A 22,779-nucleotide genomic window follows, 5' to 3' on the forward strand; every position below is an offset into this window, starting at 1 on the left:
GCAGATAAAAATACCCCGAAACACTAAGGAGAGAAAATATTTGGATAAGTTTGTTGTAAAAGGCGGAAGACGCCTTGAGGGTGAAGTCACTATCAGCGGTGCTAAAAATGCAGCTGTAGCAATTCTTCCGGCAGTCATTCTTTCGGATGAACCATGTGTTATAGAAAATGTTCCTTATATCAGTGATGTAAGGATATGTATCCATATTCTTGAGGAAATGGGTGCAGAAGTTACTAATATCGCAAAGGATACCTACAGGATAGATCCTACGACTATCAGCAAATTCTGTGTTCCTTATGAGTATGCAAGAAAAATGCGTGCTTCATATTACTTCCTCGGTGCTCTTCTGGGCAAATTCAAAAAAGCAAGAGTTTCCATGCCGGGCGGATGTCCACTTGGAGACAGACCTATAGATCAGCACTTAAAGGCTTTCACAGCCCTCGGTGCAAAGCATACTCTCAGTCAGGGCATGATAGATCTTACTGCTGACAAGCTCAGCGGCAATCAGATCTTCTTTGATGTCGTAACAGTCGGAGCTACTATGAATGCAATGCTGGCTGCTGTAAAGGCTGAGGGACTCACAGTGATCGAAAATGCAGCTAAGGAGCCTCATATCGTTGATCTTGCAAACTTCCTCAACTCAATGGGTGCAAACATCATGGGCGCAGGTACTGATGTTATCAAGATCAGAGGTGTTGAGCATCTCCACGGCACTACTTATGCAGTTATCCCCGATCAGATAGAAGCAGGTACATTTATGGTGGCAGTTGCTGCAACAAAGGGCGATGTTCTTATCAAGAACGTTATCCCCAAGCATCTTGAATCCATTACAAAGAAGCTTGAGAAGATCGGCGTTAATATCGAACAGTTCGACGACAGTATAAGAGTATGGGTAGACGGTCCGCTGGTAAAGACAAACATCAAGACAGCTCCTCACCCCGGCTTCCCTACAGATATGCAGTCTCAGATAGCTACTCTTCTGTGTCTTGCAGAGGGTACGAGCATTATCACCGAGAATATCTGGGAGCAGCGTTTCCGCTATGTGGACGAGCTCAGAAGAATGGGCGCAGATATCACAGTAAACGGCAAGGTAGCTCTTATAGAGGGTACAGGCAAGCTTATGGGAGCTCCCGTAAAGGCTTGTGACCTGAGAGCAGGCGCAGCACTTATCATTGCAGGACTTGCTGCAAGCGGCGTTACCGAGATTGAGGATATCTACCATATCGAAAGAGGTTATGACTGCATGGAAGGCAAGCTCAGAGCTCTCGGCGCAGATATCGAAAAGGTAAGCGTTCCCGATAAGGCTGAGGGAACAAAGACCGACGGCGCAAAAGCTGCGGTTTGATAGAATATAATGGCTGCTGCACATTAGTGCGGCAGCTTTTTTTGGCAAGTTAGGTTAAAGCTGAGAATTGAGAGTTGTGAGTTGAGAGTTAATGAGTTCGCTTCGCTCACATTATTTTAAATTATCGCCGCAGGCGATACCATAACTTTCAACTCTAAACTCTCAACTAACATTCGATTATCGTTTTAATTTTATAAAAGGTGTTGTATGAAGGATAAAGGATTATACAAAAATCTGTTTACTATAGTTTTACCTATAGCGTTCCAGTACTTTATGTCGTCGCTGGTATCGGCTTCGGACGCTTTTATGCTGGGATTTCTAAATCAGGATTCACTTTCGGCTTCCTCCCTTGCAGGACAGGTAGCCTTTGTGTTCAGCCTTTTCTTTATGGCGTTCATATCGGGCTGTAATGTCCTTGCTGCTCAGTACTGGGGCAAAAAGGACCTTGAGACCGTGGAAGATGTCCTTGCTCTTACTATGAGGTACTCTCTCTTGGTGGGAGCTGTTTTTACTCTGGGAGCACTTATTTTCCCCGAATATATAATGCGTTTTTTCACCAACGATCCCGAGCTTGTTCGGCTCGGCGGAGTGTATCTGCGCACAGTGTCGCTGTCATACGTCCTTGCAGGCTTCTCACAGGCTTATTTCGGCATAATGAAGGTCTGCGACTGCGCAAGGCTCAGCTCACTTATAGGAAGCCTTTCCGTGGTCTTTAATATAATAGCAAACGGCTGTTTTATCTTCGGACTCGGACCTTTCCCCAAAATGGGTATAAGCGGTGCGGCTCTGGCGACTGTTCTTGCGAGAGCTTTTGAGTGTATATTTATCCTTGTGGTAATACTCCGCGGAAAGTGTCTGCCTTTGCGTGTGGGAAAGCTGTTAAGGCTGAACAACTCTGTTCTCCATAAGGACTACATAAAGTATACACTGCCGCTGCTGCTCAATCAGCTGGGCTGGGGCGGCGGAGTAACTATGTACTCGGTCATTATGGGCAGGCTTGGCACAGATGCTGTAGCCGCAAACTCCATAGCAAGTATCGTGCGATGTATAATAGCAAGTCTGTGCTGGGGAATCGCAGCAGGAGTAGGTATCGTACTTGGCGGTATGCTGGGCAGAAACGAGATCGAAGAAGCTAAAAAGGCAGGCGGTAAATTCGTGCGGCTGTCCATTCTCATAGGTGTAGGCTCGGGAGTAGTCATACTTGCGTTAACGCCTGTTATTCTTAAAGTCATAACCCTCAACGATCAGGCGCAGTATTATCTGAAATATATGATGTTCATGGCGGCTTACTATATCATCGGAAATTCCCTTAACTCCACTATTATAGGCGGAATGTTTCCCGCAGGAGGTGATACGCGGTTCGGTATGATATGCGATATCGTAACACTGTGGTGTGTGGTAGTGCCAATGGGCATGATAGGAGCCTTTGTGCTGAAGCTCCCTGTGCTTGCGGTGGCGTTCATACTTACCCTTGACGAGTTTGTAAAAATACCTGCTGTATATAAACATTACATGAAGTATAAGTGGGTAAAGAATATCACACGTTAAATATCCCTATAGTAATAGAAATCCCCATTACTGTTTATTCGGTAATGGGGAGTTTTTTTATGTTTTTATTTCGTGCTGAGAGATTATAAGTCTTATGGAATTGTAGAGATAAGGCTTCAACTCCGCAATTGTACACGGCTCTTTATAGAGTATAGCCGAATAGCAGGTAGAGCTTACAAGCTCGATTATCATAAATAGCATTATCTCGGGATCGCGGAAATCATAGGGAGCTTCATTCAACATAGTGTAATATACTGTTGAAAAGTCCACATCCTTATCCGACGCAGGAGAGGTTATGGCGTTTTTGAATATGCCCCAGCTCAGGTTCTTGGATATGAATGTGAGAAGTGACTGGTCGTTATTGAGCTGATTGATGATATTGTCGATAATTCTTATGAGCTTGTCCTCAAAGGAAAGATCGTTCAGCTCGTCGCCAAGCTCGTCCAGAGCGGTCAGGAAAAGCTGACTGGACTTATGAGACACCAGCTTGTTCCTGATATCATATTTGTCCTTGAAATACAGGTAGAATGTGCCCTTTGCAACACCTGCCTTGCTTACGATATCCGTGATAGAGGTCTTGCTGAACCCTTTAGTGGTAAAAAATTCAAAGGCAGTTTTCAGCAGCGAGTTTTCTTTCAGTTTTTTATTCAAATCTACCTTACCCATTATGACCTCTCCTTTCATTTTATCCTTTGTATTAAATACCGTCCTCATCATTATCTGTTGTCATAATTATTATATCCCGAAAAACAGGCAATGTCAAGGGTATAAAATTGACCAACAGTCAGCTTATATGAGAAGCAAAATTGTGCACTCATACAAAATTAATGACCGAGAGTCATTTTTGTTACCAAAAGCAGTTGACTAACGGTCATTTTTGTAATATACTATGAAATAACAAAGGCACAGGCGCACACTGAATGTCCGTGAGGTCGGTTCAGCTTTTACAATTTCCCATATTAAAGCTTTTCTCCTAAGGGTATATACTCACGGACGTTCAATATGCGCCTGAATATAACAGAAAGGATATGATAATATGCTAAAACTCGGTGAATGGATAGCAAAGCACAGAGCACTCATACTTGTGTTCGCGGTGGTATTGCTTATCCCTGCGGCAATAGGATATGTAAATACTCGCGTAAATTACGATATACTCTCTTATCTGCCGAAGAATATCAATACAATGGTAGGACAGGATATCCTGAAGGAGCAGTTCGGACAAGGCGGCTTCTCTCTTGTAATGGTGGAGGGCATGAGCGACAAAGATGTCGCGGCGACTGCCGACAAGATAGCGGCTGTTGACCATGTTTCAAACGTTGTGTGCTATCAGTCACTTACAGACTGTAATATACCAATGGAGATACTTCCTGAGAATATCTACGATTTCTTCAACAAGGGCGACACTACCATGATGGCTGTATTCTTTGATGATACGACCTCCGCAGACGCTACTCTCAATGCTGTAGAGACAATGAGGAACATCACTTCAAAGCAGTGCTTCATCAGCGGTATGTCGGCAATGACTCTTGATATGAAGAACATCACTCAGAGTGAAACGCTTATATACGCGCTTATCGCAGTTATCCTCACAAGTATCGTACTTATGATAACAATGGATTCTTTCCTTATCCCTGTATTCTTTATGCTGAGCATAGGATTTGCAGTAGTCTGGAACTTAGGCTCCAATATCTTCCTCGGGGAGATATCATTTATCACACAGGCACTTGCAATGGTATTGCAGCTGGGTGTTACAATGGACTACTCCATTTTCCTATGGCACAGCTACAAGGAACAGCAGAAATTCTATCCCGACAGCAGACAGGAAGCAATGGCACACGCTATTGCAGCTACTATAACCTCAGTAGTAGGAAGCTCCTTCACAACAGTTGCAGGCTTCCTTGCAATGTGCTTCATGACATTCACACTTGGTCTTGATTTAGGTATCGTAATGGCAAAGGGCGTTGTATGCGGCGTTATCGCCTGCGTAACAGTGCTCCCGTCAATGATACTCATATTCGACAAGGCTATAGCAAAGACCTCACATAAGGACTTCTTACCCGGCTTCAAGCGTACATCTTCATTCATCGTAAAACATTCATGGGTATTCCTTACAGGAGCGATAGTTCTTCTGATACCTGCCGTATTCGGCAACAACAACTACGGTGTTTACTACAAGCTGGACAGCACTCTTCCAAAGACTCTCGACAGCGTTATCGCAAACACAAAGCTTGCTGAGGAATACAACATGAACAGCACACATATCCTCATGGTGAAGTCGGATATGAGCGCTAAAGACGCCAACAAGATGATGAACAAGATAGAAAGCGTTGACGGCGTTCAGTTCACACTGGGCTTCAACTCACTGGTAGGCTCGGCTATTCCCGAGGAAGCAGTTCCCGAGGAGCTGAGAAGCGTACTCAAGAGCGATGAATGGCAGCTCATACTCATAGGTTCAGAGTACGAGGTCGCTTCTGACGATGTAAACGAGCAGGTAGGCTTTATAAACAAGATCGTCAAGAAATACGATCCCAATGGAATGCTAATAGGCGAAGCTCCTGCAACAAAGGACCTTATCACTATAACCGACAGAGACTTCAAGATAGTAAACTTCCTTTCAATAGCTGCTATCTTCCTTATAATCGCATTTACATTCCGTTCCATATCACTTCCTGTGATACTTGTTTCGGTAATAGAGCTTGCAATTATGATAAACCTTGGTTTAGCTTACTACACAGGCTCAAAGCTCTCGTTCATAGCTCCTATCGTTATCGGTACTATCCAGCTTGGTGCAACTGTTGACTATGCGATACTCATGACAACGAGATACCGCACAGAGCGCAGCAGCGGCAAGGACAAAAAGGAGTCTATCGGCATTGCGCTCAGCACTTCCATAAAGTCGGTCATCACATCGGCTCTCGGATTTTTCTCTGCAACAGTAGGTGTTGCACTGTATTCCGATATCGGACTTATCTCAGAGCTGTGTATGCTTCTTGCAAGAGGTGCGCTTATCTCAATGGTAATAGTAATTACCGTTATCCCGTCAATGTTCATGGTCTTTGACAAGGTGATATGCAAGACCAGTGCAGGATTTCTTCCGAAGAAAAACAAGTTTGAATACAGATACAAAAAAGCGTAAAACAGTCCTATAGTTCATATAAAGGAGAGATAGATATGAAAAAGGTAAGTAAAGTTATGGCAGCCTTGATTGCAACCGCAGTATCCGCAGGCGCAACAGGCTCTATCGCATATGCAAAGAGCAGCGGAAAGGTACAGAAAACCGCTGAAAAGGCAAAGGAAACAGATACAGCAGAGACAGCTGAAAGAAAAGACAACGGTGAAAACGCATACAAGGACGAGACAGTTTACGTCCTCTGCAACAGCGATTCAAGCATAAAGAACGTAGTAGTAAGCGACTGGCTGAAAAATGCTCCCGCACTGGGAAATATCTCCGATATCTCAGAGCTGAGCGATATCGTCAATGTCAAGGGCGATGAGGAGTTCACGGTAAACGGCGAGAACATCAGCTGGCAGGCTGACGGCAGCGATATCTACTACAAGGGCAATACAAACAAGGATCTTCCCGTTGATGTGGATATTGAATATACTCTCGACGGCAAGAAGGTAACTCCCGAAAGCATCAAGGGCAAGAGCGGACACCTCGTTATCCGCTGGACATATAAGAACAATCAGAAGGTAAAGAAGAACGTAAACGGTACAGTAAAGGAACTTTACGTGCCTTTCATGGCAGCAAGTGCAGCTGTACTCAGCACGGACAATTACCTTAACGTTGAAGTAACAAACGGCAAGGTCATCTCAGACGGCGACAGACTTATCGTTGTGGGTATGGCATTTCCGGGACTTGGCGAAAGCCTTGACCTTAACAAGATAGAGGGAATGAATATAGAAATTCCCGACAGCTTTGAGATATCCGCAGACGTTACCAATTTCGAGATGAATACCTCTGTTACGGTAGTATCCAATGAGATATTCTCACAGCTTGATATAGACAATGCTGCCGACTTCGGCGATTTAAAGGATAAGCTGAAAGAACTCAGCGACGGCGCAGAAAAGCTCACAGACGGTACTGCTTCACTTTATGACGGTATCAAGAAGCTGGGCGGCGGTACAGGCGAGCTTACAAGCGGCATAGATAAGCTTCTCAGTGGCTCTTTGGAGCTGAAAAACGGTGCTTCGGAGCTTGATAGCGGTGCTAAGAAGTTAGCAGACGGCGCAAAGACTCTCTCGGACTCTACAGGTACATTCGAGGCAGGTCTGGGAAGTGCAAAGGACGGCTCTTCAAAGCTTGTTGCAGGTATAGACCAGCTTAGCGGCGGAGCATCACAGCTCGGCGAGGGTATGGACAGTGCAAAGGCAGGCTCTTCTGCACTGGTTGACGGCTTCGGCAAGGTAAGCGCAGGCGCAGACGCTCTCAGCAGCGGATTAAAGGACGCAAAGGACGGCTCTGACGCTCTCACAGCAGGCTTTACAAAGGTAAATGAGGGCGCAGCAGCTCTCAAGAGCGGCGCAGGTACTCTTACAAGCGGCGTGGGTGCTGTCAAGGACGGCAGCGCACAGGTAAAGGACGGTTCTGCACAGCTTGCAGCAGGTGCAGCTGCGCTCAATGACGGAGCTGCAAAGCTCAGCGAGTCCGCAGGACAGATGTCGGCAGGCATCACAAGCGCAAAGAGCGGTGCAGAAGCTCTTGCAGAGGGTATATTAAATGCAAAAACAGGTGCAGACCAGCTCTCAGGCGGCGCAGCAGCTCTAAGTGAGGGCGCAGCAAAGCTCAGTGACGGCATTGCAGCAGCAGGCACATCGCTTGATACTACTATCGCTGCAAACGAGCAGGCTCTCGCAGCATTACAGGCATTATATCAGCAGTCTCCTTCACAGGAACTTGCTGTAGCAATAGGAACTCTTCAGCAGACTATCGAAGGACAGAAGCAGATATCAGCATCTATGGCTGAGAGCGGTGCTCTCGGAGCAGGCGCAGCTTCCGTAAAGAACGGTGCAGCACAGCTTAACGGCGGTATCGGTCAGCTCAGTACAGGTCTTGAAGCTGCAAAGAGCGGCTCTGAGACATTAAAGGGCGGTCTTGCAACACTGGACGAGGGCGGCAAGGCTCTGGCAGCAGGAGCTTCTACCCTTTCGGGTTCGACAGCACAGCTCTCAAAGGGCGCATCAGACCTTAGTACAGGTGCGGCTTCTCTTGACAGCGGTATAGGTACTCTTGCAGGCGGCAGCAGTCAGCTTATAGGCGGTCTTGATTCACTTGTGAACGGTATCGAGCAGCTCAGCACAGGAAATGCTTCACTCAATGCAGGACTTGGCAAGCTCAGTACAGGCGCAGTTGATCTCAGCGGCGGTATCGGTCAGCTTTATAACGGTGCAGAAGCTCTTGACGGCGGACTTGCACAGCTCTCACAGGGCACACTTACACTTAACGGCGGTATTGGTCAGTTAAGTACAGGTGCGGTAACTCTTGATGACGGACTTGCACAGCTCTTCGGCGGCAGCAAGCAGTTCAGCAGCGGCGCAAAGACACTTTACGACTCGATCAAGCTTCTCAGCACAGGTGCAACTAAGCTCAGCGGCGGCTCGGGAGAGCTTTACAGCGGCATAGATAAGCTGAAAACAGGCAGCAAGACTCTCACAGACGGAGTAGGTCAGCTTGAAAGCGGAGCTAAGGCGTTGAACGACGGCATGATAAAGTTCAATAATGAGGGCATATCAGTGCTTACAGGTGCTGTAAATGAAAATCTCCCTGATATCATCGAGAACTTCAAGGCTCTGAGAGACGCATCGCGTGAGTATAACAGCTTCTCGGGCATATCCGATAAAATGGACGGCAGCGTTAAGTTCATCTATCTCGTTGACGGAACTAATAAGTGAGTAGAGAGTAGTGAGTAGATAGCAGTAGGGGCGGATATTATCCGCCCTTAGCCGCAGATTTAATTCGGAATCAGGAATTGTAGGGGCGCGTTCCGCGCGCCCGTATATCCCTTACGCAATAAATAACATGAGCACACTGTAGGGGAGTCCGCCCTCGGGCTCCCGTCAATTACGTATAAACTATAAATGACACACTGTAGGAGCGAACAGTGCTCGCCCGTGTAACCCCGATGTTACTCCCCGTGTCGAGAAGCAGCTGCCCTTTTGATGATATGCGGACGAGCAAGGGGGCGCAGGCTCTGCGCTGTAGGGGCTGCCTTTGGCGGTCAGCGAGCAATATAAAAGCCATAGTACTTCTGAAATACAGGAGTACTATGGCTTTTCTTGTCGTTATTCTATTTCTTGAACACCATGTTGCATCTGTCCCATAATTCATCGCCGTAAGGGAATGCATCGGGAGTTGTATGCCTCTCCGTAAATCCTGCGCTCTCGTAGCATTTCCGCGCTTTCTCGTTTACCGTAAACACGTTGAGCTGTACAGCGTCCGCTTTCAGTATATCAAGGCAGTACTTAGCGGCAAGCTGTATCATTTCCCTGCCGTAGCCCTTGCCGCGCTGTGCAGGGTCTATGATAACGAAAGCCAGCATAGCTTCGTTGCTTTCGGTGTTTATGCCGCAGCACAGAAATCCAACCACTGTTCCGTCATCGGTGATCGCAACGAAAGGGCAGTCTCCGTGTTTTGTGTACATATCCGCAAGGAATTTGTCAAAGGCTTCCTTTTCGAGGGGATAGGGAGCGTGTTTCGCGCTCCACATAGCGTGAGTGCGTTCATCTGTTACCCAGTCCTTTATGCTGTCGAAATCATGGCTTGGTATGTATGGTCTCAGTCTCATGGTAACACCTCTATGTTAATTAGGAATTCGGAATGCGGAATTAGGAATTATATGTGTTCGCTGATAAAAATGCAGGGGCTGCCTTTGGCAGCCCGTTTTAGATATTTTTTTCCTGATGGCGCACAATGTGCGCCCATACACGGAACGCCGAGGGCGGCGTTCCCTACAATTACTTTTTATCAGCGTTTCTCTGGAAATACTTTACTAACTCAACTATCGGTACGATGAACACACCGCAGATGAATGCGCAAAGGTAGTTTTCAGACAGAAGCTCAACAAGTGAGAACATTTCTCTGAGTGAAGGTATAAAGAGTATCGGTATTGTAAGTACAGCTGAAAGTGCGATAGCTCCGATAAGAACGATATTGTGCTTCTTCATGGAGAAGATAGACTCTTTAAGGCTTCTCATGTTCCATGCGTGGAGCATCTCACATACGCAGAGAGTAATGAATGCCATTGTCATACCTGCCTCGTGACCTTCGCTGTTATAGCCGATAACGTATGAAACAAGTGTGAGTATTGCGATAACAGCACCCTGCCAGAGAAGATTGATACCAAGACCGTCCGAGAAGATGTGAGAATTGCTGCTTCGCGGTTTACGTGACATGATGCCGTTTTCGGCAGGCTCCATGCCCAGTGCGATAGCAGGGAAACAGTCGGAGATAAGGTTTATCCAGAGCAGGTGTACAGGGCTGAAGAGTACGAATGAACCGCCTGTAAGGCTGCCCAGACCTATTGTAGCGATAAGTATGCAGAGCACCTCACTGAGGTTGCTTGAAAGCAGGAACTGTATAGCCTTGCGGATATTGTCGTAGATACGTCTGCCCTCTTCAACAGCTCCTACGATAGTTGCGAAGTTATCGTCTGTGAGTACCATATCGGCAACGTTCTTTGTAACGTCTGTACCTGTGATACCCATACCAACGCCGATGTCAGCACTCTTGATAGAAGGTGCATCATTAACGCCGTCGCCTGTCATAGCAGTGGTCATGCCCTTTTTGCGCCATGCGTTTACTATACGTACCTTGTGCTCGGGCTGTACACGCGCATAAACGCTGTAGTCGCCAACGTGCTCGTTGAATTCCTCATCGGGTATCTTTGAGAGCTCTGCGCCTGTGAGAGCCTGCTGACCGTTGCCGAGGATACCGAGCTCCTTAGCGATAGCAACAGCGGTGTCTCTGTGGTCGCCTGTTATCATAACAGGACGTATGCCTGCTGTGCGGCAGAGACCTATAGCGTCCTTAACTTCGGGACGTACAGGGTCGATCATACCTGTCATGCCTATGTATATAAGGTCGTGTTCAAGAGCTTCGGGAGATGTATCAGAAGGGAGCTCATCGTATTCGCGGTAAGCTGCAAGCAGGACTCTGAGAGCCTGATCTGCCATTTCCTTGTTTCTGCGGAGTATCTCAAGTCTGTCGGACTCGGTCATTATGCGGACTCCGCCCTCTTTGAACATATGTGTACAGTTTTTCAGCACTTCGTCAGGTGCGCCCTTTGTGTACTGGATATAGCCCTTGTCAGTCTTGTGGACTGTGGACATCATCTTTCTGAGCGAATCGAAAGGAGCTTCTGCAACACGAGGAGTTGCAGCTTCAAGCTCGTACTTCTTAAATCCGCATTTGTGTGCGTAAGCTACGAGAGCAGCTTCTGTAGGCTCGCCTGCAACGGTATCATCGGAGTTGAGCTGAGCGTCACAGCAAAGAGCCATAGCCTTTGCAAGGAGGTTCTTGTCCTCTGTATTTTCGTGAACGACAGTCATCTTGTTCTGTGTAAGAGTACCTGTCTTATCCGAGCATATTACCTGTGCGCAGCCGAGGGCTTCAACGGCAGTAAGTCTGCGTATGATAGCTCCGCGCTTTGACATATTGGTAACGCCGATAGAAAGCACGACAGTAACAACTGCTGCAAGTCCCTCAGGGATAGCTGCAACAGCAAGGCTGACTGCTATCATAAAGGATTCAAGGAACTTAGGAAGTGTGATAGTACCGTCTGCGATGAGCATACGAACTATATTGAGTCCGAGAATGATAACGCATATAACGAGTACAGCGATAGAGAGTATCTTGCTGAGCTGGTCGAGGCTCTTCTGGAGAGGTGTCTCATCATCGTCAGCATTAGCGATAGCACCCGCTATCTTACCCATTTCTGTTTTCATACCTGTAGCGACTACAACTGCTTCGGCACGGCCGTAAGCGATACTGCTGCCCATGTAGAGCATATTCTTTCTGTCGCCGAGAGGTACTTCCTCGCCTGTGAGGACTTCGCTGTCCTTATCGGAGGGGACGCTCTCACCTGTCAGAGCTGATTCCTCGGCTTTAAGTGCAGCGGCTTCAAGTATACGGCAGTCCGCAGGTACGTTGTCGCCTGCTTCGAGGGCGATGACATCACCGGGAACAAGATCTGAGCTTGGTATAACAACAAGTTCGCCCGAACGGAATACCTTGCTCTGTGCGGCACTCATTGCCTGTAATGCCTCGATAGCAGATTCTGCTTTATTTTCCTGATATACACCGAGTACCGCATTTGCGATAACGACGAACAGGATTATGAAAACGTCCGCATCAAGCTTTCCTTCGGATATTATACCTGTGATAGCTGATATAACAGCAGCTGCGATAAGGACAAGTATCATTGGATTTTTGAACTGTTCGATGAAACGCGCCATAAGAGTAGGCTTAGGCGGTTCGTCGAGTTTGTTCTTACCGTTGGTCTCGAGACGTTTAGCAGCCTCTTCCTTGGTAAGACCTGATACCGAGCTGTTTACTTCCTTTAATACGGAGTCGGTGGATTCGAGATAATGTTTCATTTTTTCCTCCCCTAAATATCATTAGTATAAAATAAAAACTGCTCTCAAGGCATATACAGTTTAGATATAGCCTTAAATGCAGTACTAAACAGATAAAATTTTATCATTTACGGATAAAATTGTCAAGATATAAAGGTGTTCAATAAGTGAAAATATGGTGATAGAAACGTGAATAGTATATAAATGTGCTTAAAACAGGAAAAGAGTCCGTTCCTCAGAGCAGAAACAGACTCTTTTTTGGAAGCTGAAGCGGAGCTTCCTGTATGAAAAATCACTGTATGATTTACTTCGAAACAAGCAAATGAATGGAAATTCTGATTTGCTATTGTACTTTCAACGGTTTTTTATTTATAGAGATGGTTTTTTAGAGAGATCTGAAAGCGTAATGGGGGGTTCACTGTTTGTTCCGAGTGAGATGACATACGAATGATCATCAACCTGCGAGGGCGGAAGAGTGTATCTGCCGATTGCTCGGCAGATCTCTATTCCGTTAGGGGATATGATGTATTATAAAAGCTGTTGGCGTGATCAATGGTGCAGGCATCAAAATGATGCAGCCACGATGAGTAATTTGATTGTATGCCCATTTTAGGTTCGCCTCCCGAAGAGTGACTACACAATCATCTGACCCTGTCGATTGATCATTGTTTATGATTGATTGCTGTGTAAATACTGAAACCTTTAATGGAACATTTGATGATAATTACTATATATTAGTTGTGGTTCGTTTCATGCTGCTCAGCGCATCAGAGAATAAAATACGCTTCGATTAGTGTGATCGTGTAAGATTGTTGCAGTGAATAATGTAATAGAGAATCGATTAGCTGTTATGTTTTTTGTTATCGGTTAGAATTTTCTGAACTTTTTGAGATCTTTTGGGGGAGTAGGCTGGTTGAAGATGTAAACACAAGCTGAGTTCACATTCTGTTCAGCAGCCTTTACAGATTTTGCAACGATAGTTTTCATTATTTTTGCTTTGACAGAGTCACAAGAAAACTTCATTTTAAGAAATACCTCCTGTTAAAATGTTGTGTGGGCACCTTCGGGGTGACGCCTAAGTATTATTATATTTATGAAACCGAAAAAGTCAAGGCTTTTGCACTAAACGCCGTTTATTTGCATTTTTAGTATGAAATTATAGAAAATTTATATATTAATTATATATTTATGTGCTCTTTTTGTTTCATATTGTTACTTGGCTTAGTTTCGGGAATTGGGATAAGTATTTCGGTTATAAACATATCGTTTTCGGTATGCGCATTGAAGTTTCCGTTATACTTTTCACAGGCACTTTTGATATTTGACATACCAATTCCCTGATGTCCCTTTTTGGTGCTCCTGTATCTTTTCTTTACGTCCTGATTTACTTTTGCGAAAGTATTCTCAACGTAAATGAAAACGAAATAATTACGTCTTGCGATCGAAAGTGTCACATGACGTTTTTCTTCGGGAAGCTCTGCACAGGCTTCAAATGCGTTATCCAGCAGGTTTGAGAAGATAGCTGTTATATCAAGGTTTGAGATGAAATTGACCTCAGTGTATTCTGCATTCACCTTGAAATCCACCTTCATATTGTCTGCTGTTTCAAGCTTATTGTTTATAACAACGGTAAGGATAGCGTTTTCACATTCAAAGCGCGGCATGAGCTTATTCAGCTCGATATTGAGCATATCTCTGTACTTACCTGCTTCGTCAGCCTTATTTGTGTTTATAAGACCTTCGAGGGAGGCGATATGCTTTCTTACATCGTGTATGACTTTTCTTGAAGCGATATACTTTTCGTTGAGCTTGTTATAAGCGTTGAGCTGGAGCGTTGACTGCTGAGTCAGAAGCTCAAGCTCCTTTTCTGTCTTATATGCCTTTGAGATGCGGTTGATGAGATATGTAAGATAGAGGTCTAACAGCAGAAACAGAAGAAGGATAATAACTATCTCATAGCCTGTTTTTGTCAGGTCGATGATTTCAACAAGAAAATTCAGAAGCAACATTTCGCCGATTATAAGTCCGAAAAACATGATAACTTCTTGTGTTCTTACATTATTTATGCCTTTTTCAGGGTCGATGGACACGAAACTTTTAGCTAATGCAAGCATGATTATCCAGTCCATTATAGCGGTTGCTGCGTAACCTGGTACCTGATGAGAAAGTACTGATAATGATACGCCTGTAATCAAGGAAATAATAAAAGCTGTTATCATTTCGACTATAAGCATTATCACAAGGATAAAAGTATCATAAATAAGGAAACTTTTTCCGGCGGGTTTATAGAATAGCAGTGTGAGCAGTATCATTGATAAGAATGTTACTGCAAGATTTACTATAGGCAATTCATATCTCTTTATGTATGCAGCTATCAGCGAAAGCCCCACAGCACATAATATTTTTAGCAGAAAAGGCGTTTTCTTTGATACATAGATCTTATCATACAACACAAAAGAATAAATGAAATAGGCGAGCATTGTCGCTGCTTGAAGTAAGAACATCATAATACATTAACCTTGCCTTATATAGTTTTTTATGAAACGGCTGAATTCATTGTGGAATTCCTTTAGCTTTTTCTGTGCTATAGGAACTTCTATGCCGTTGGTGGTATAAAGTGTATAGTTGTTGAGCTTATCAATATGCTCCATATTCACTATAAAGCTTTTGTGTGGCGACACAAAGCTTTCTGAGTTGATTATGCTGAAAACGTCTGAAAGGCTGCCCTTTATCTGATATTGTTCGGATTTTGTATATACGGTTATCCTGCGGTTGCCTGTATACTCGAATACGTATATATTCTTCAGATTGAGCAGCAGAGGACCGTCCTCGCCCTTCAGCTGTATGACGGTATCCTTATCCGCATTTTCCGAGAGATACTTTGTAAGCTCTTCGAGAACGTTGAAGATACGGCTTTTTTCAAAGGGCTTTACAACGAAGTCGAATGGGTGTACGGCATAGCTTTGGAGAGCCAGTTCAGAGTGATTGGTGACATAGACTATCCTTGCGCGTCTGTCGATCTGTCTGTACAGCTTGGCTGTTTTCAGACCGTCCATGCCGCCCATTTCGATATCAAGGAATAACAGATCAAAATCGAGCTTGCTGTCGAGCAGCTTTTCGCCGCTCTGGAAGCTGTGGACATCGAATTCTATGGCGTGAGATTTGCTGTAGCTTGAAATGGCATTTTTCAAAGCCTGGATCATATCATTGTCATCGTCACAGATACCAATGTTTATCATATTTTCGCTCCTTTCCTATTACTGATACGGCCTGCGATGAGCAGGACGGCAGTAATGAATATCGCTGATGATACCGAGAGCAAAGGCGTATACAGCCTGAATACGGCTGTTACCGCAGCGATAGCTATTGCAAAGGCTGTGGCTATCAGCGAACGGCGTCTGAACACTTTGCGTTCAATGTCATCAAATGGTTTGGTTGGTGTCTCTGTCGGAGCAAAAATAGTGATTATAATTGCTCCTGTGCCTGAAAATAGTGCCGAGACATAGAGCCTCGAAGTGGAATGAAGCAGCTTTGAAATTACAATAACTGCAATTAGCATTGCAATAGATAGAATAAAGCAGCATATCCTTGAGTTTGAGTGATATCCTCCACAATTGCTTCGCAATAATATAAAAAACGTCAGAAATATTATTATTGCAATGAAGCTTTTCATTATTGCGGCTATCAACAGTGCTAATGATGTGATAATAGTTTTCATTATGATAATTTCAAGACCGTACCTAACTATTTCAGTATCATCTTCCTTTACGTAACCACTGTTAATAAGCTTTTTCATTATCGCATCGAGTATTTTATCCATTCTTAATATCCCTTATACTCCTTTACATTATGATGCTTGCGTATCTTGTTGCGATAAAATTACTAAATTATGTTCTTTCTGTTATCAGATTAATTATATATCAAAATGCAATAAAAAGTCAAGATGCTTGCGGAGGAAAAATGTCGATATTAAGAAAAAGCGAAAGTGTGGTGTATATAGCCCGTCAGATATCTTCTGTTTATGCATTGTCTGAAAAATGAAAAAATCAAGCATCTCCGAGCTTTTACACGGAGATGCCTGATATTGTTTGCTGATCTATGCGGCTTTATTTTACAGCTTCGAGGTATTTATTGCTGCTGTCCCATTTATACATACCTGTATTTACAAGAAGCTGGAGATTATCTGCTGTGATAACATACGGAGCGAGTACGTATGCCTGAACATACTTGACGCCGTTGTTGTAAGACTCGGAATCATACTTTACATCTACAGAGAGCTGTTTTGCAAATGCTGCGGCAGGGATATCGCCGTTGAGCAGTGTCTTGCAGACCTCGAAAGCAACGCTTGCTTCATCTCTTACGTTCTTGTATACAGTCATTGCCTGTTTTCCGTCAACAATATTTTTAAGGTTGGGGATATCGCCGTCCTGACCTGTTATAACAGGGATATTTGTGCCGCTGTAATCTGATTCGATAGCCTGAACTACACCGTTTGCTGTTGAGTCATTAGCGCAGAGAACAGCATCGAGAGTTGTGCCGTCTGAATAATTCTTTTTGAGATTGTCTAACATATCCTTCTTGGCATTTTCTGTTGACCAGGCGAGCGTTGCGACTCTTTCAAAAGTTTTCTTGCCCGAAGGGACAACAAGAGTTCCGTCATTGATATAGTCTTCAAGCTCTTTGTAAGCGCCTTCAAAGAAATAACGTGCATTACTGTCGGCTGCGTCACCTGCTACCAGTTCGATATTGAACGGACCTGCACCACTGCCTACTTTGAGTGCGTCCTTGATGAAATCAGCCTGAAGCTTACCAACCTCATAGTTATCGAATGTTATGTAATAGGTGATAGCACTTGAACCTTCGATAAGACGGTCATAAGCGATAACAGGGATATCCTTTTCCTGAGCTGACTCAAGAGTCTTTGCGAGTCTTGTTCCGTCAACAGCTGCAACAAGAAGAAGATCAACGCCGTCATCTATCATGCCGATAATGTCGTTATTCTGCTTTGTAGCATCATTGTTTGAGAATTTGAGCTCTACCTTATAGCCTGCTGATTCAAACTTTTCTTTAAGGTATTGACCATCGCTGTTCCAGCGTTCAAGTTCCTGAGCAGGCATAGCGATACCTATTGTTTTACCTGCGCTGTTATTGGAACTTTGGGGTGTGTCCTTTTTTTCTCCTTTTGTATTTCCGCATGAAACGAGAGTACCTAACATTGCGGCAGAGAGCATAGTTGCTAATGCTTTTTTCATAATATTACCCCCTTGGTATTTTAATATCCTTTTTATGCTTCTTTAATATAAGAAGCCTTTCATATCTTTGTTCTTTTATTGTACTCAAATTATCCACCAATGTCAATATCTTTGCAGATTATTTGTCGGAATATATAATATAAATTTGCAAAATATAGCAATTTGTTATACTAACTTTGTTTATTTAAAAATCAACAGTTTATTGATATTTTATGAGTAAAAGAATGTGTGTTGATTTCGCTGTTTTGTTATGTTATAATTTAGTTAATGTGCTGCCCTGACCGAAGTTCAGGGCAGCGGAGTTCCGTTATAAAAATACTAATGAAAAACTAAGGAGCGAGAACTGTGATATTATTAACAGCTCAGAACATATCAAAAACATACATGGAAAGAAAAGTCCTCGATGACATCTCATTCTTCCTTAATGAAGGCGATAAAGTTGGCATTATCGGCATAAACGGTACGGGAAAATCCACTTTGCTGAGGATACTTGCAGGTGCGGAGGAAGCTGACAGCGGTGAAGTTATCAGGACAAACGGCATAAGACTTTCATATCTTCCGCAGATACCGCAGTTCGATGACCACGGGAGCATATTGCAGCAGGTGCTTTCGCATCTTCCCGATGATCTGCGCTCCTCAAAGGAATACGAAGCAAAGTCGATACTGGACAAGCTGGGGCTTTCGGACTGCGAAAGGGATATAAGCACTCTTTCGGGCGGCGAAAAACGCCGTGCAGGCATTGCTGCCGCACTTATACAGCCCAGCGATGTGCTGCTCCTTGACGAGCCTACCAACCACATAGACAACGAGACAGCACAGATGCTCGAAGATCTGCTGATGAAATACCGCGGTGCTATCGTAATGGTAACGCATGACAGATACTTCCTTAACAAGATATGCCGCAGTATAGCTGAAATAGACCGCGGAAAGCTCTATACCTGCAACGGCAACTACAGTGAGTATCTTCTTGTAAAGGCACAGCGCGAAGCCGATGCGGAGGCTGCCGAGCGCAAGAACAAGTCCCTGTACAGGCGCGAGCTTGAATGGATAAGCCGCGGTGCAAGGGCAAGAGGTACAAAGTCAAAGGACCGTATCGAACGCTTTGAGGCTCTGAAAAACAGGGAGATACCCGTTGAGGCGGAAAAGCTGAAATTGCAGTCCGTGTCCTCGCGACTGGGCAAAAAGACTATCGAAATAGAGAATATCAGCAAATCCATAGACGGCAAGCCCCTTATCACGGACTTTTCCTATATCATCTCCCGTGACGCAAGAATAGGCATAGTCGGTCACAACGGAGCAGGAAAGAGTACATTTCTGAAAATGCTCATCGGTGAGACAGTTCCCGACAAGGGAAGCATAGTCATCGGAGATACCGTAAATATCGGCTATTTCTCACAGGAATGTGAGCCTATGGACGAGAATATGCGTGTTATCGAATACATACGTGAGACTGCCGACAGAGTGCAGACTCCCGACGGTACTGTTACCGCAGCGCAGATGCTGGAACGCTTCCTCTTTACGCCAGAGCTTCAATGGAACAGGATAGAAAAGCTCTCGGGCGGCGAGAGAAAAAGGCTGTATCTGCTGAAAATACTTATGACTGCGCCGAATATACTGCTCCTCGACGAGCCTACCAACGACCTTGACATAACTACCCTCACCATACTCGAGGATTACCTTGAAAGCTTCAGCGGTGCTGTTATAGCGGTATCCCATGACAGGTACTTCCTCGACAAAATGGCAAGCGAGATACTTGAATTCAAGGACGGTCAGTGTACGCGGTATAACGGCAATTACAGCGATTACGCCGAAAAGGCTCTGCAAAACGATACAGTCGCCGAGTCAAAGCCTAAGAAAAAGGGCGAGAAGAAAGAGCGTACCTTTATCGGCAAGACAAAGCTCCGCTTTTCATTCAAGGAGCAGCGTGAGTACGAGACTATCGACGACGATATAGCAAAGCTGGAACAGGCTATTGCAGATGCGGAAAAGGAGATAGCCAAAAATTCCTCGGATTATGTCCGATTGCAGGAGCTTTCGGACGAAAAGGACAGGCTCGAAGCAGAGCTTTCCGAGAAAATGGACCGCTGGGTGTACCTTAACGACCTTGCAGAAAGAATAGAAAAAGGGGAAATGGTATAAGCGAAGTTCATGTATTTCTGAAAATTTATAAAAAAGGGTGAGATTTTTTCCGCTTTCAGACGACTAATATATAGAAACAATATTCAGGGGGTGAAGTTTTTATGTATTTCAAGACTATAACGAGAGCTTTCGCATCTGTTATCACAGCCGCAGTTTGTCTCGGTACGGGAGCTATGTCCGCTTTTGCAGCGGGAGACCTGTCCTTTTCCCGTGATCTTGATGCAATAGGTATAAACGAAGGTGTAACAGCTGCTGACGAAGAGGAAAAGGAGTTTAAATTTAAGGATATACCTGTAAGCTCATTTGCTTTTTCAAATTTTGCTGCACAGACCGATTCCGAACTCGAACGTGTAAACTGGTCGTTCAGTCAGTGGGAGGACTGTCATTATATATTCCTGCCTGCAACTGCTGACAGGAAAAAGCTGCATATAGACTATGTTTGCGATGAGGGTGAAGTTTTTCTTGACGGCGAGAAAATAGTGTCGGGAGAAGATACGGATATACTTTCCAAAAAAGATGAATTCAAGGTAACAACGGCAAAGGACACAGACTGCGGAATACTTAAAATATTGCAGTCAGACCACGGAAGCATATTCATACAGAGTGAAGGAAACAGCTTCAATGACCTTTACAACAACCGCTGGCTCAGCCTCACGGCGCACAGCCTTATGCTGGACGCAGAGGGAAATGTGGTATATGACGGCGAAATAGAAAAAGTGTCCGCTCACGGCAATTCCTCATGGGATTACAGCAAGAAAAAGCCCTACAATATAAAGCTCCCCGAGAAAGCCGACCTTTTCGGAATGGGCAAGGCTAAGAAATGGGTGCTTCTTTCCAATTATCTTGACCACTCCATGCTGCGCAACAAGCTCACCGAGGAGATGTGCAAAGCTGTGGGCATGGAATACACTATGGATTCCGTATTCGTTGACCTGTATACGGATAATCAGTATGCAGGAACATATCAGCTGTGCGAAAAGGTGCAGATACAGAAAAAGCGCGTGAATATCACCGATCTTGAAGAAGAAACGGAAAAACTCAACGAGAAAAAGCTGAAAGAGTATCCGCGTATGACAGTGGGTGCGGCAGATACTCTCGAATACATGGAAAACAGCTATAAATACTACGATATCCCCAATGTGCCCGAGGATATCACAGGCGGCTATCTTTTGCAGCTCATTCAGTGGAACAGATACGGCGGCAAGGCGGACAGCGGCTTCGTTACCTCACGGGGACAGGCTGTGTCCGTGGAAGGCCCTGAGTACGCTTCAAAGGCACAGGTGGAGTATATCCGCGGCTTCGTTCAGGACATGGAGGACGCTATATACTCCGATATGGGCTACAACAGCAAGGGTAAGCACTACACCGATTATGTGGACCTTGACTCACTTGTAAGGGCTTATCTTGTGCAGGAGATATCCGAGAATATCGACGCTACTTACAACAGCTTCTACTTCTGGAAGGACTCCGACCTTAAAGGTGACGGAAAGCTCCATTTTTCGCCTGCATGGGATTTCGACCTGAGCTATGGCAATTTCATCACATCGAGAACTAATTCCGACGGAAATACAGGCTGGTCCTCGTCATTCAATAACCTCTTTGCCGCTTACTTCCCTATACACGGCTCTCCGCTTACAACTCCCGACAGCGGCAGGCCTGCCGAGGGCATGAGCTGGTTGGGCAGGCTCTTCAAAAACAAAGATTTCCATTACAGAGTTGCAGATATATATTTCAAGGACTTCGAGCCGTTCCTGAAAAAGCTTACGGGCGGCAACTCCCCCTACCTTACGGAAATGGCTGAGGAGCTGAGCAAGTCCGCGGAAATGAACAATATGCTCTGGCATACCTACGGCGGCAGGCAATACCTGATATTCGGAACATCAAGCGGCGCGACTTACCTTGAGTCGGCGGATATGGTGCGCCAATTCATAGAAAAGCGTACAAACTGGCTAAGCTCGCTGTGGAAGAACGACAGGTCTAAAATGGGCGATGTGAACTATGACGGCGAGGTAAACGTTGCAGACCTTCTGACGCTGCAAAAGTGGCTGCACGGCAGCGGAAAAACGGTCTATCTCGAAAATGCCGATGAAAACGGCGACGGAGTCGTAGACGTGTTCGATATGTGTCGGTTAAGGGCGGAAATACTGGGATCACAGGAGAAAAAATGAGGGCTTTCGGCTTGACAGAAAGCCTGTGGGCGTGATATACTTACTATAATGCTATTTACTACCAAGAAATGAGGAATGTCAATGCTCAATCAGCTTCTCACTAAGATAGAACGGAAATGCGGTAAATTTGCCATTCAAAACCTGATGCTGTACATTATAATCGGAATGGGTGCCTTTTTTGCAGCAGATGTAATTCTGAGGACTAATCCCGATAATAACGTATACATTTTGGATATGATATACTTCGACCGCGAAAGGATACTTTCGGGACAGGTCTGGCGAGTTATCTCTTTCCTTTTCATGCCGCCTGATAAAAATATACTGCTTGTTGTGTTCTTTCTGTATTTCTACTGGCTCATGGGCGTTAAGCTCGAAGAACGATGGGGCAGCTTCAAATTCAACGTTTATTACTTCATAAGCGTTCTGAGCTGCATCATAACAGGCTTTGCAGTAGGCTATGCAACAAATGTATTTCTCAATCTCAGCGTTTTCCTTGCGTTTGCGGTGCTGTTCCCCGATGAGCAGATATATGCATTTTTCGTACTTCCTATAAAAATGAAATGGGCAGGTATCGTAGATGCCATTTATCTGGTGTACAAATACGTAAACGGCGGCTATTATGTCCGCTTGTTTATCATAGTTTCGCTGATCAATTTCTTCCTTTTCTTCGGCAAGGACTTCGTTCAGCTCATGTACTACACAGGCAGACGATATTATCACAAATTAAAAAAATAACATAAAGCATCAAAGGCTC

Annotated in this window: 15 protein-coding genes; 7 read left to right on the plus strand and 8 right to left on the minus strand. The window is 44.8% G+C overall.

Annotated features, from left to right (window positions below):
• Nucleotides 1-40 precede the first annotated feature (40 nt).
• Both BLW60_RS06145 and BLW60_RS06150 read left to right on the plus strand, forming a co-directional pair.
• Complete coding sequence (locus BLW60_RS06145; RefSeq protein WP_074715397.1) at nt 41-1,345, plus strand: UDP-N-acetylglucosamine 1-carboxyvinyltransferase; 1,305 nt, start codon at nt 41-43, stop codon at nt 1,343-1,345.
• Between the two features lie 207 nt (nt 1,346-1,552).
• Nucleotides 1,553-2,893: an MATE family efflux transporter gene (locus BLW60_RS06150; RefSeq protein WP_074715400.1), complete on the plus strand. Its 1,341-nt coding sequence runs from the start codon at nt 1,553-1,555 to the stop codon at nt 2,891-2,893.
• A 57-nt stretch (nt 2,894-2,950) separates the two neighbouring features.
• Here the strand turns inward: BLW60_RS06150 and BLW60_RS06155 are convergent, their stop codons facing one another.
• Nucleotides 2,951-3,559 carry a TetR/AcrR family transcriptional regulator gene (locus tag BLW60_RS06155; RefSeq protein ID WP_074715403.1) on the minus strand — a complete coding sequence of 203 codons (609 nt, stop codon included), beginning with the start codon at nt 3,557-3,559 and terminating at the stop codon, nt 2,951-2,953.
• Nucleotides 3,560-3,929: 370 nt separating this feature from the next.
• Here BLW60_RS06155 and BLW60_RS06160 point away from each other — a divergent pair, with 370 nt between their 5' ends.
• Together BLW60_RS06160 and BLW60_RS06165 are read left to right on the plus strand one after the other, a co-directional pair.
• On the plus strand, nt 3,930-6,029 hold the full coding sequence (locus BLW60_RS06160; protein WP_074715406.1) for an efflux RND transporter permease subunit: 2,100 nt from the start codon (nt 3,930-3,932) through the stop codon (nt 6,027-6,029).
• Between the two features lie 35 nt (nt 6,030-6,064).
• Nucleotides 6,065-8,785: a YhgE/Pip domain-containing protein gene (locus tag BLW60_RS06165; RefSeq protein ID WP_074715409.1), complete on the plus strand. Its 2,721-nt coding sequence runs from the start codon at nt 6,065-6,067 to the stop codon at nt 8,783-8,785.
• A 395-nt stretch (nt 8,786-9,180) separates the two neighbouring features.
• Here BLW60_RS06165 and BLW60_RS06170 read toward each other — a convergent pair whose 3' ends face one another.
• The 7 genes from BLW60_RS06170 to BLW60_RS06200 form a co-directional block, all read right to left on the minus strand.
• Nucleotides 9,181-9,678: a GNAT family N-acetyltransferase gene (locus tag BLW60_RS06170; RefSeq protein WP_074715412.1), complete on the minus strand. Its 498-nt coding sequence runs from the start codon at nt 9,676-9,678 to the stop codon at nt 9,181-9,183.
• 169 nt (nt 9,679-9,847) lie between these two features.
• Entirely contained in the window at nt 9,848-12,487 is a 2,640-nt protein-coding gene (locus BLW60_RS06175) for a cation-translocating P-type ATPase (RefSeq protein ID WP_074715415.1), read from the minus strand.
• A gap of 846 nt (nt 12,488-13,333) precedes the next feature.
• The gene (locus tag BLW60_RS06180; protein WP_081348136.1) at nt 13,334-13,489 is read right to left on the minus strand and encodes a cyclic lactone autoinducer peptide; all 156 of its coding nucleotides are present in this window, start codon (nt 13,487-13,489) and stop codon (nt 13,334-13,336) included.
• A gap of 155 nt (nt 13,490-13,644) precedes the next feature.
• Complete coding sequence (locus tag BLW60_RS06185; RefSeq protein ID WP_207645914.1) at nt 13,645-14,856, minus strand: sensor histidine kinase; 1,212 nt, start codon at nt 14,854-14,856, stop codon at nt 13,645-13,647.
• A 123-nt stretch (nt 14,857-14,979) separates the two neighbouring features.
• Nucleotides 14,980-15,705 carry a LytR/AlgR family response regulator transcription factor gene (locus BLW60_RS06190; RefSeq protein ID WP_074715421.1) on the minus strand — a complete coding sequence of 242 codons (726 nt, stop codon included), beginning with the start codon at nt 15,703-15,705 and terminating at the stop codon, nt 14,980-14,982.
• Complete coding sequence (locus tag BLW60_RS06195; protein WP_074715424.1) at nt 15,702-16,286, minus strand: accessory gene regulator ArgB-like protein; 585 nt, start codon at nt 16,284-16,286, stop codon at nt 15,702-15,704. The genes BLW60_RS06190 and BLW60_RS06195 overlap by 4 nt, the downstream gene beginning before the upstream one ends.
• Before the next feature lie 286 nt (nt 16,287-16,572).
• On the minus strand, nt 16,573-17,718 hold the full coding sequence (locus tag BLW60_RS06200) for a substrate-binding domain-containing protein (protein WP_074715426.1): 1,146 nt from the start codon (nt 17,716-17,718) through the stop codon (nt 16,573-16,575).
• Between the two features lie 345 nt (nt 17,719-18,063).
• Between BLW60_RS06200 and BLW60_RS06205 the strand changes: the two genes are divergently transcribed.
• From BLW60_RS06205 to BLW60_RS06215, 3 genes are all read left to right on the plus strand, one after another.
• Complete coding sequence (locus BLW60_RS06205) at nt 18,064-19,857, plus strand: ABC-F family ATP-binding cassette domain-containing protein (protein ID WP_074715429.1); 1,794 nt, start codon at nt 18,064-18,066, stop codon at nt 19,855-19,857.
• Between the two features lie 101 nt (nt 19,858-19,958).
• Nucleotides 19,959-22,025: a CotH kinase family protein gene (locus BLW60_RS06210; protein ID WP_074715432.1), complete on the plus strand. Its 2,067-nt coding sequence runs from the start codon at nt 19,959-19,961 to the stop codon at nt 22,023-22,025.
• A gap of 81 nt (nt 22,026-22,106) precedes the next feature.
• A complete protein-coding gene (locus BLW60_RS06215; protein WP_074715435.1) occupies nt 22,107-22,760 on the plus strand; it encodes a rhomboid family protein in 654 nt (217 codons plus the stop codon).
• Nucleotides 22,761-22,779: the final 19 nt, after the last annotated feature.

Origin of the sequence: Ruminococcus flavefaciens, assembly GCF_900108555.1 — a bacterium.
Taxonomy (GTDB): Bacteria; Bacillota; Clostridia; order Oscillospirales; family Ruminococcaceae; genus Ruminococcus; species Ruminococcus flavefaciens_P.

What these genes read in the sequence shown, in the direction of transcription:
- BLW60_RS06170 (WP_074715412.1), bottom strand. Translation starts at nt 9,678, where the DNA reads ATGAGACTGAGACCATACATACCAAGCCATGATTTCGACAGCATAAAG.
- BLW60_RS06215 (WP_074715435.1), top strand. Translation starts at nt 22,107, where the DNA reads ATGCTCAATCAGCTTCTCACTAAGATAGAACGGAAATGCGGTAAATTT.
- BLW60_RS06180 (WP_081348136.1), bottom strand. Translation starts at nt 13,489, where the DNA reads ATGAAGTTTTCTTGTGACTCTGTCAAAGCAAAAATAATGAAAACTATC.
- BLW60_RS06190 (WP_074715421.1), bottom strand. Translation starts at nt 15,705, where the DNA reads ATGATAAACATTGGTATCTGTGACGATGACAATGATATGATCCAGGCT.
- BLW60_RS06200 (WP_074715426.1), bottom strand. Translation starts at nt 17,718, where the DNA reads ATGAAAAAAGCATTAGCAACTATGCTCTCTGCCGCAATGTTAGGTACT.
- BLW60_RS06210 (WP_074715432.1), top strand. Translation starts at nt 19,959, where the DNA reads ATGTATTTCAAGACTATAACGAGAGCTTTCGCATCTGTTATCACAGCC.
- BLW60_RS06195 (WP_074715424.1), bottom strand. Translation starts at nt 16,286, where the DNA reads ATGGATAAAATACTCGATGCGATAATGAAAAAGCTTATTAACAGTGGT.
- BLW60_RS06150 (WP_074715400.1), top strand. Translation starts at nt 1,553, where the DNA reads ATGAAGGATAAAGGATTATACAAAAATCTGTTTACTATAGTTTTACCT.
- BLW60_RS06165 (WP_074715409.1), top strand. Translation starts at nt 6,065, where the DNA reads ATGAAAAAGGTAAGTAAAGTTATGGCAGCCTTGATTGCAACCGCAGTA.
- BLW60_RS06175 (WP_074715415.1), bottom strand. Translation starts at nt 12,487, where the DNA reads ATGAAACATTATCTCGAATCCACCGACTCCGTATTAAAGGAAGTAAAC.
- BLW60_RS06160 (WP_074715406.1), top strand. Translation starts at nt 3,930, where the DNA reads ATGCTAAAACTCGGTGAATGGATAGCAAAGCACAGAGCACTCATACTT.
- BLW60_RS06155 (WP_074715403.1), bottom strand. Translation starts at nt 3,559, where the DNA reads ATGGGTAAGGTAGATTTGAATAAAAAACTGAAAGAAAACTCGCTGCTG.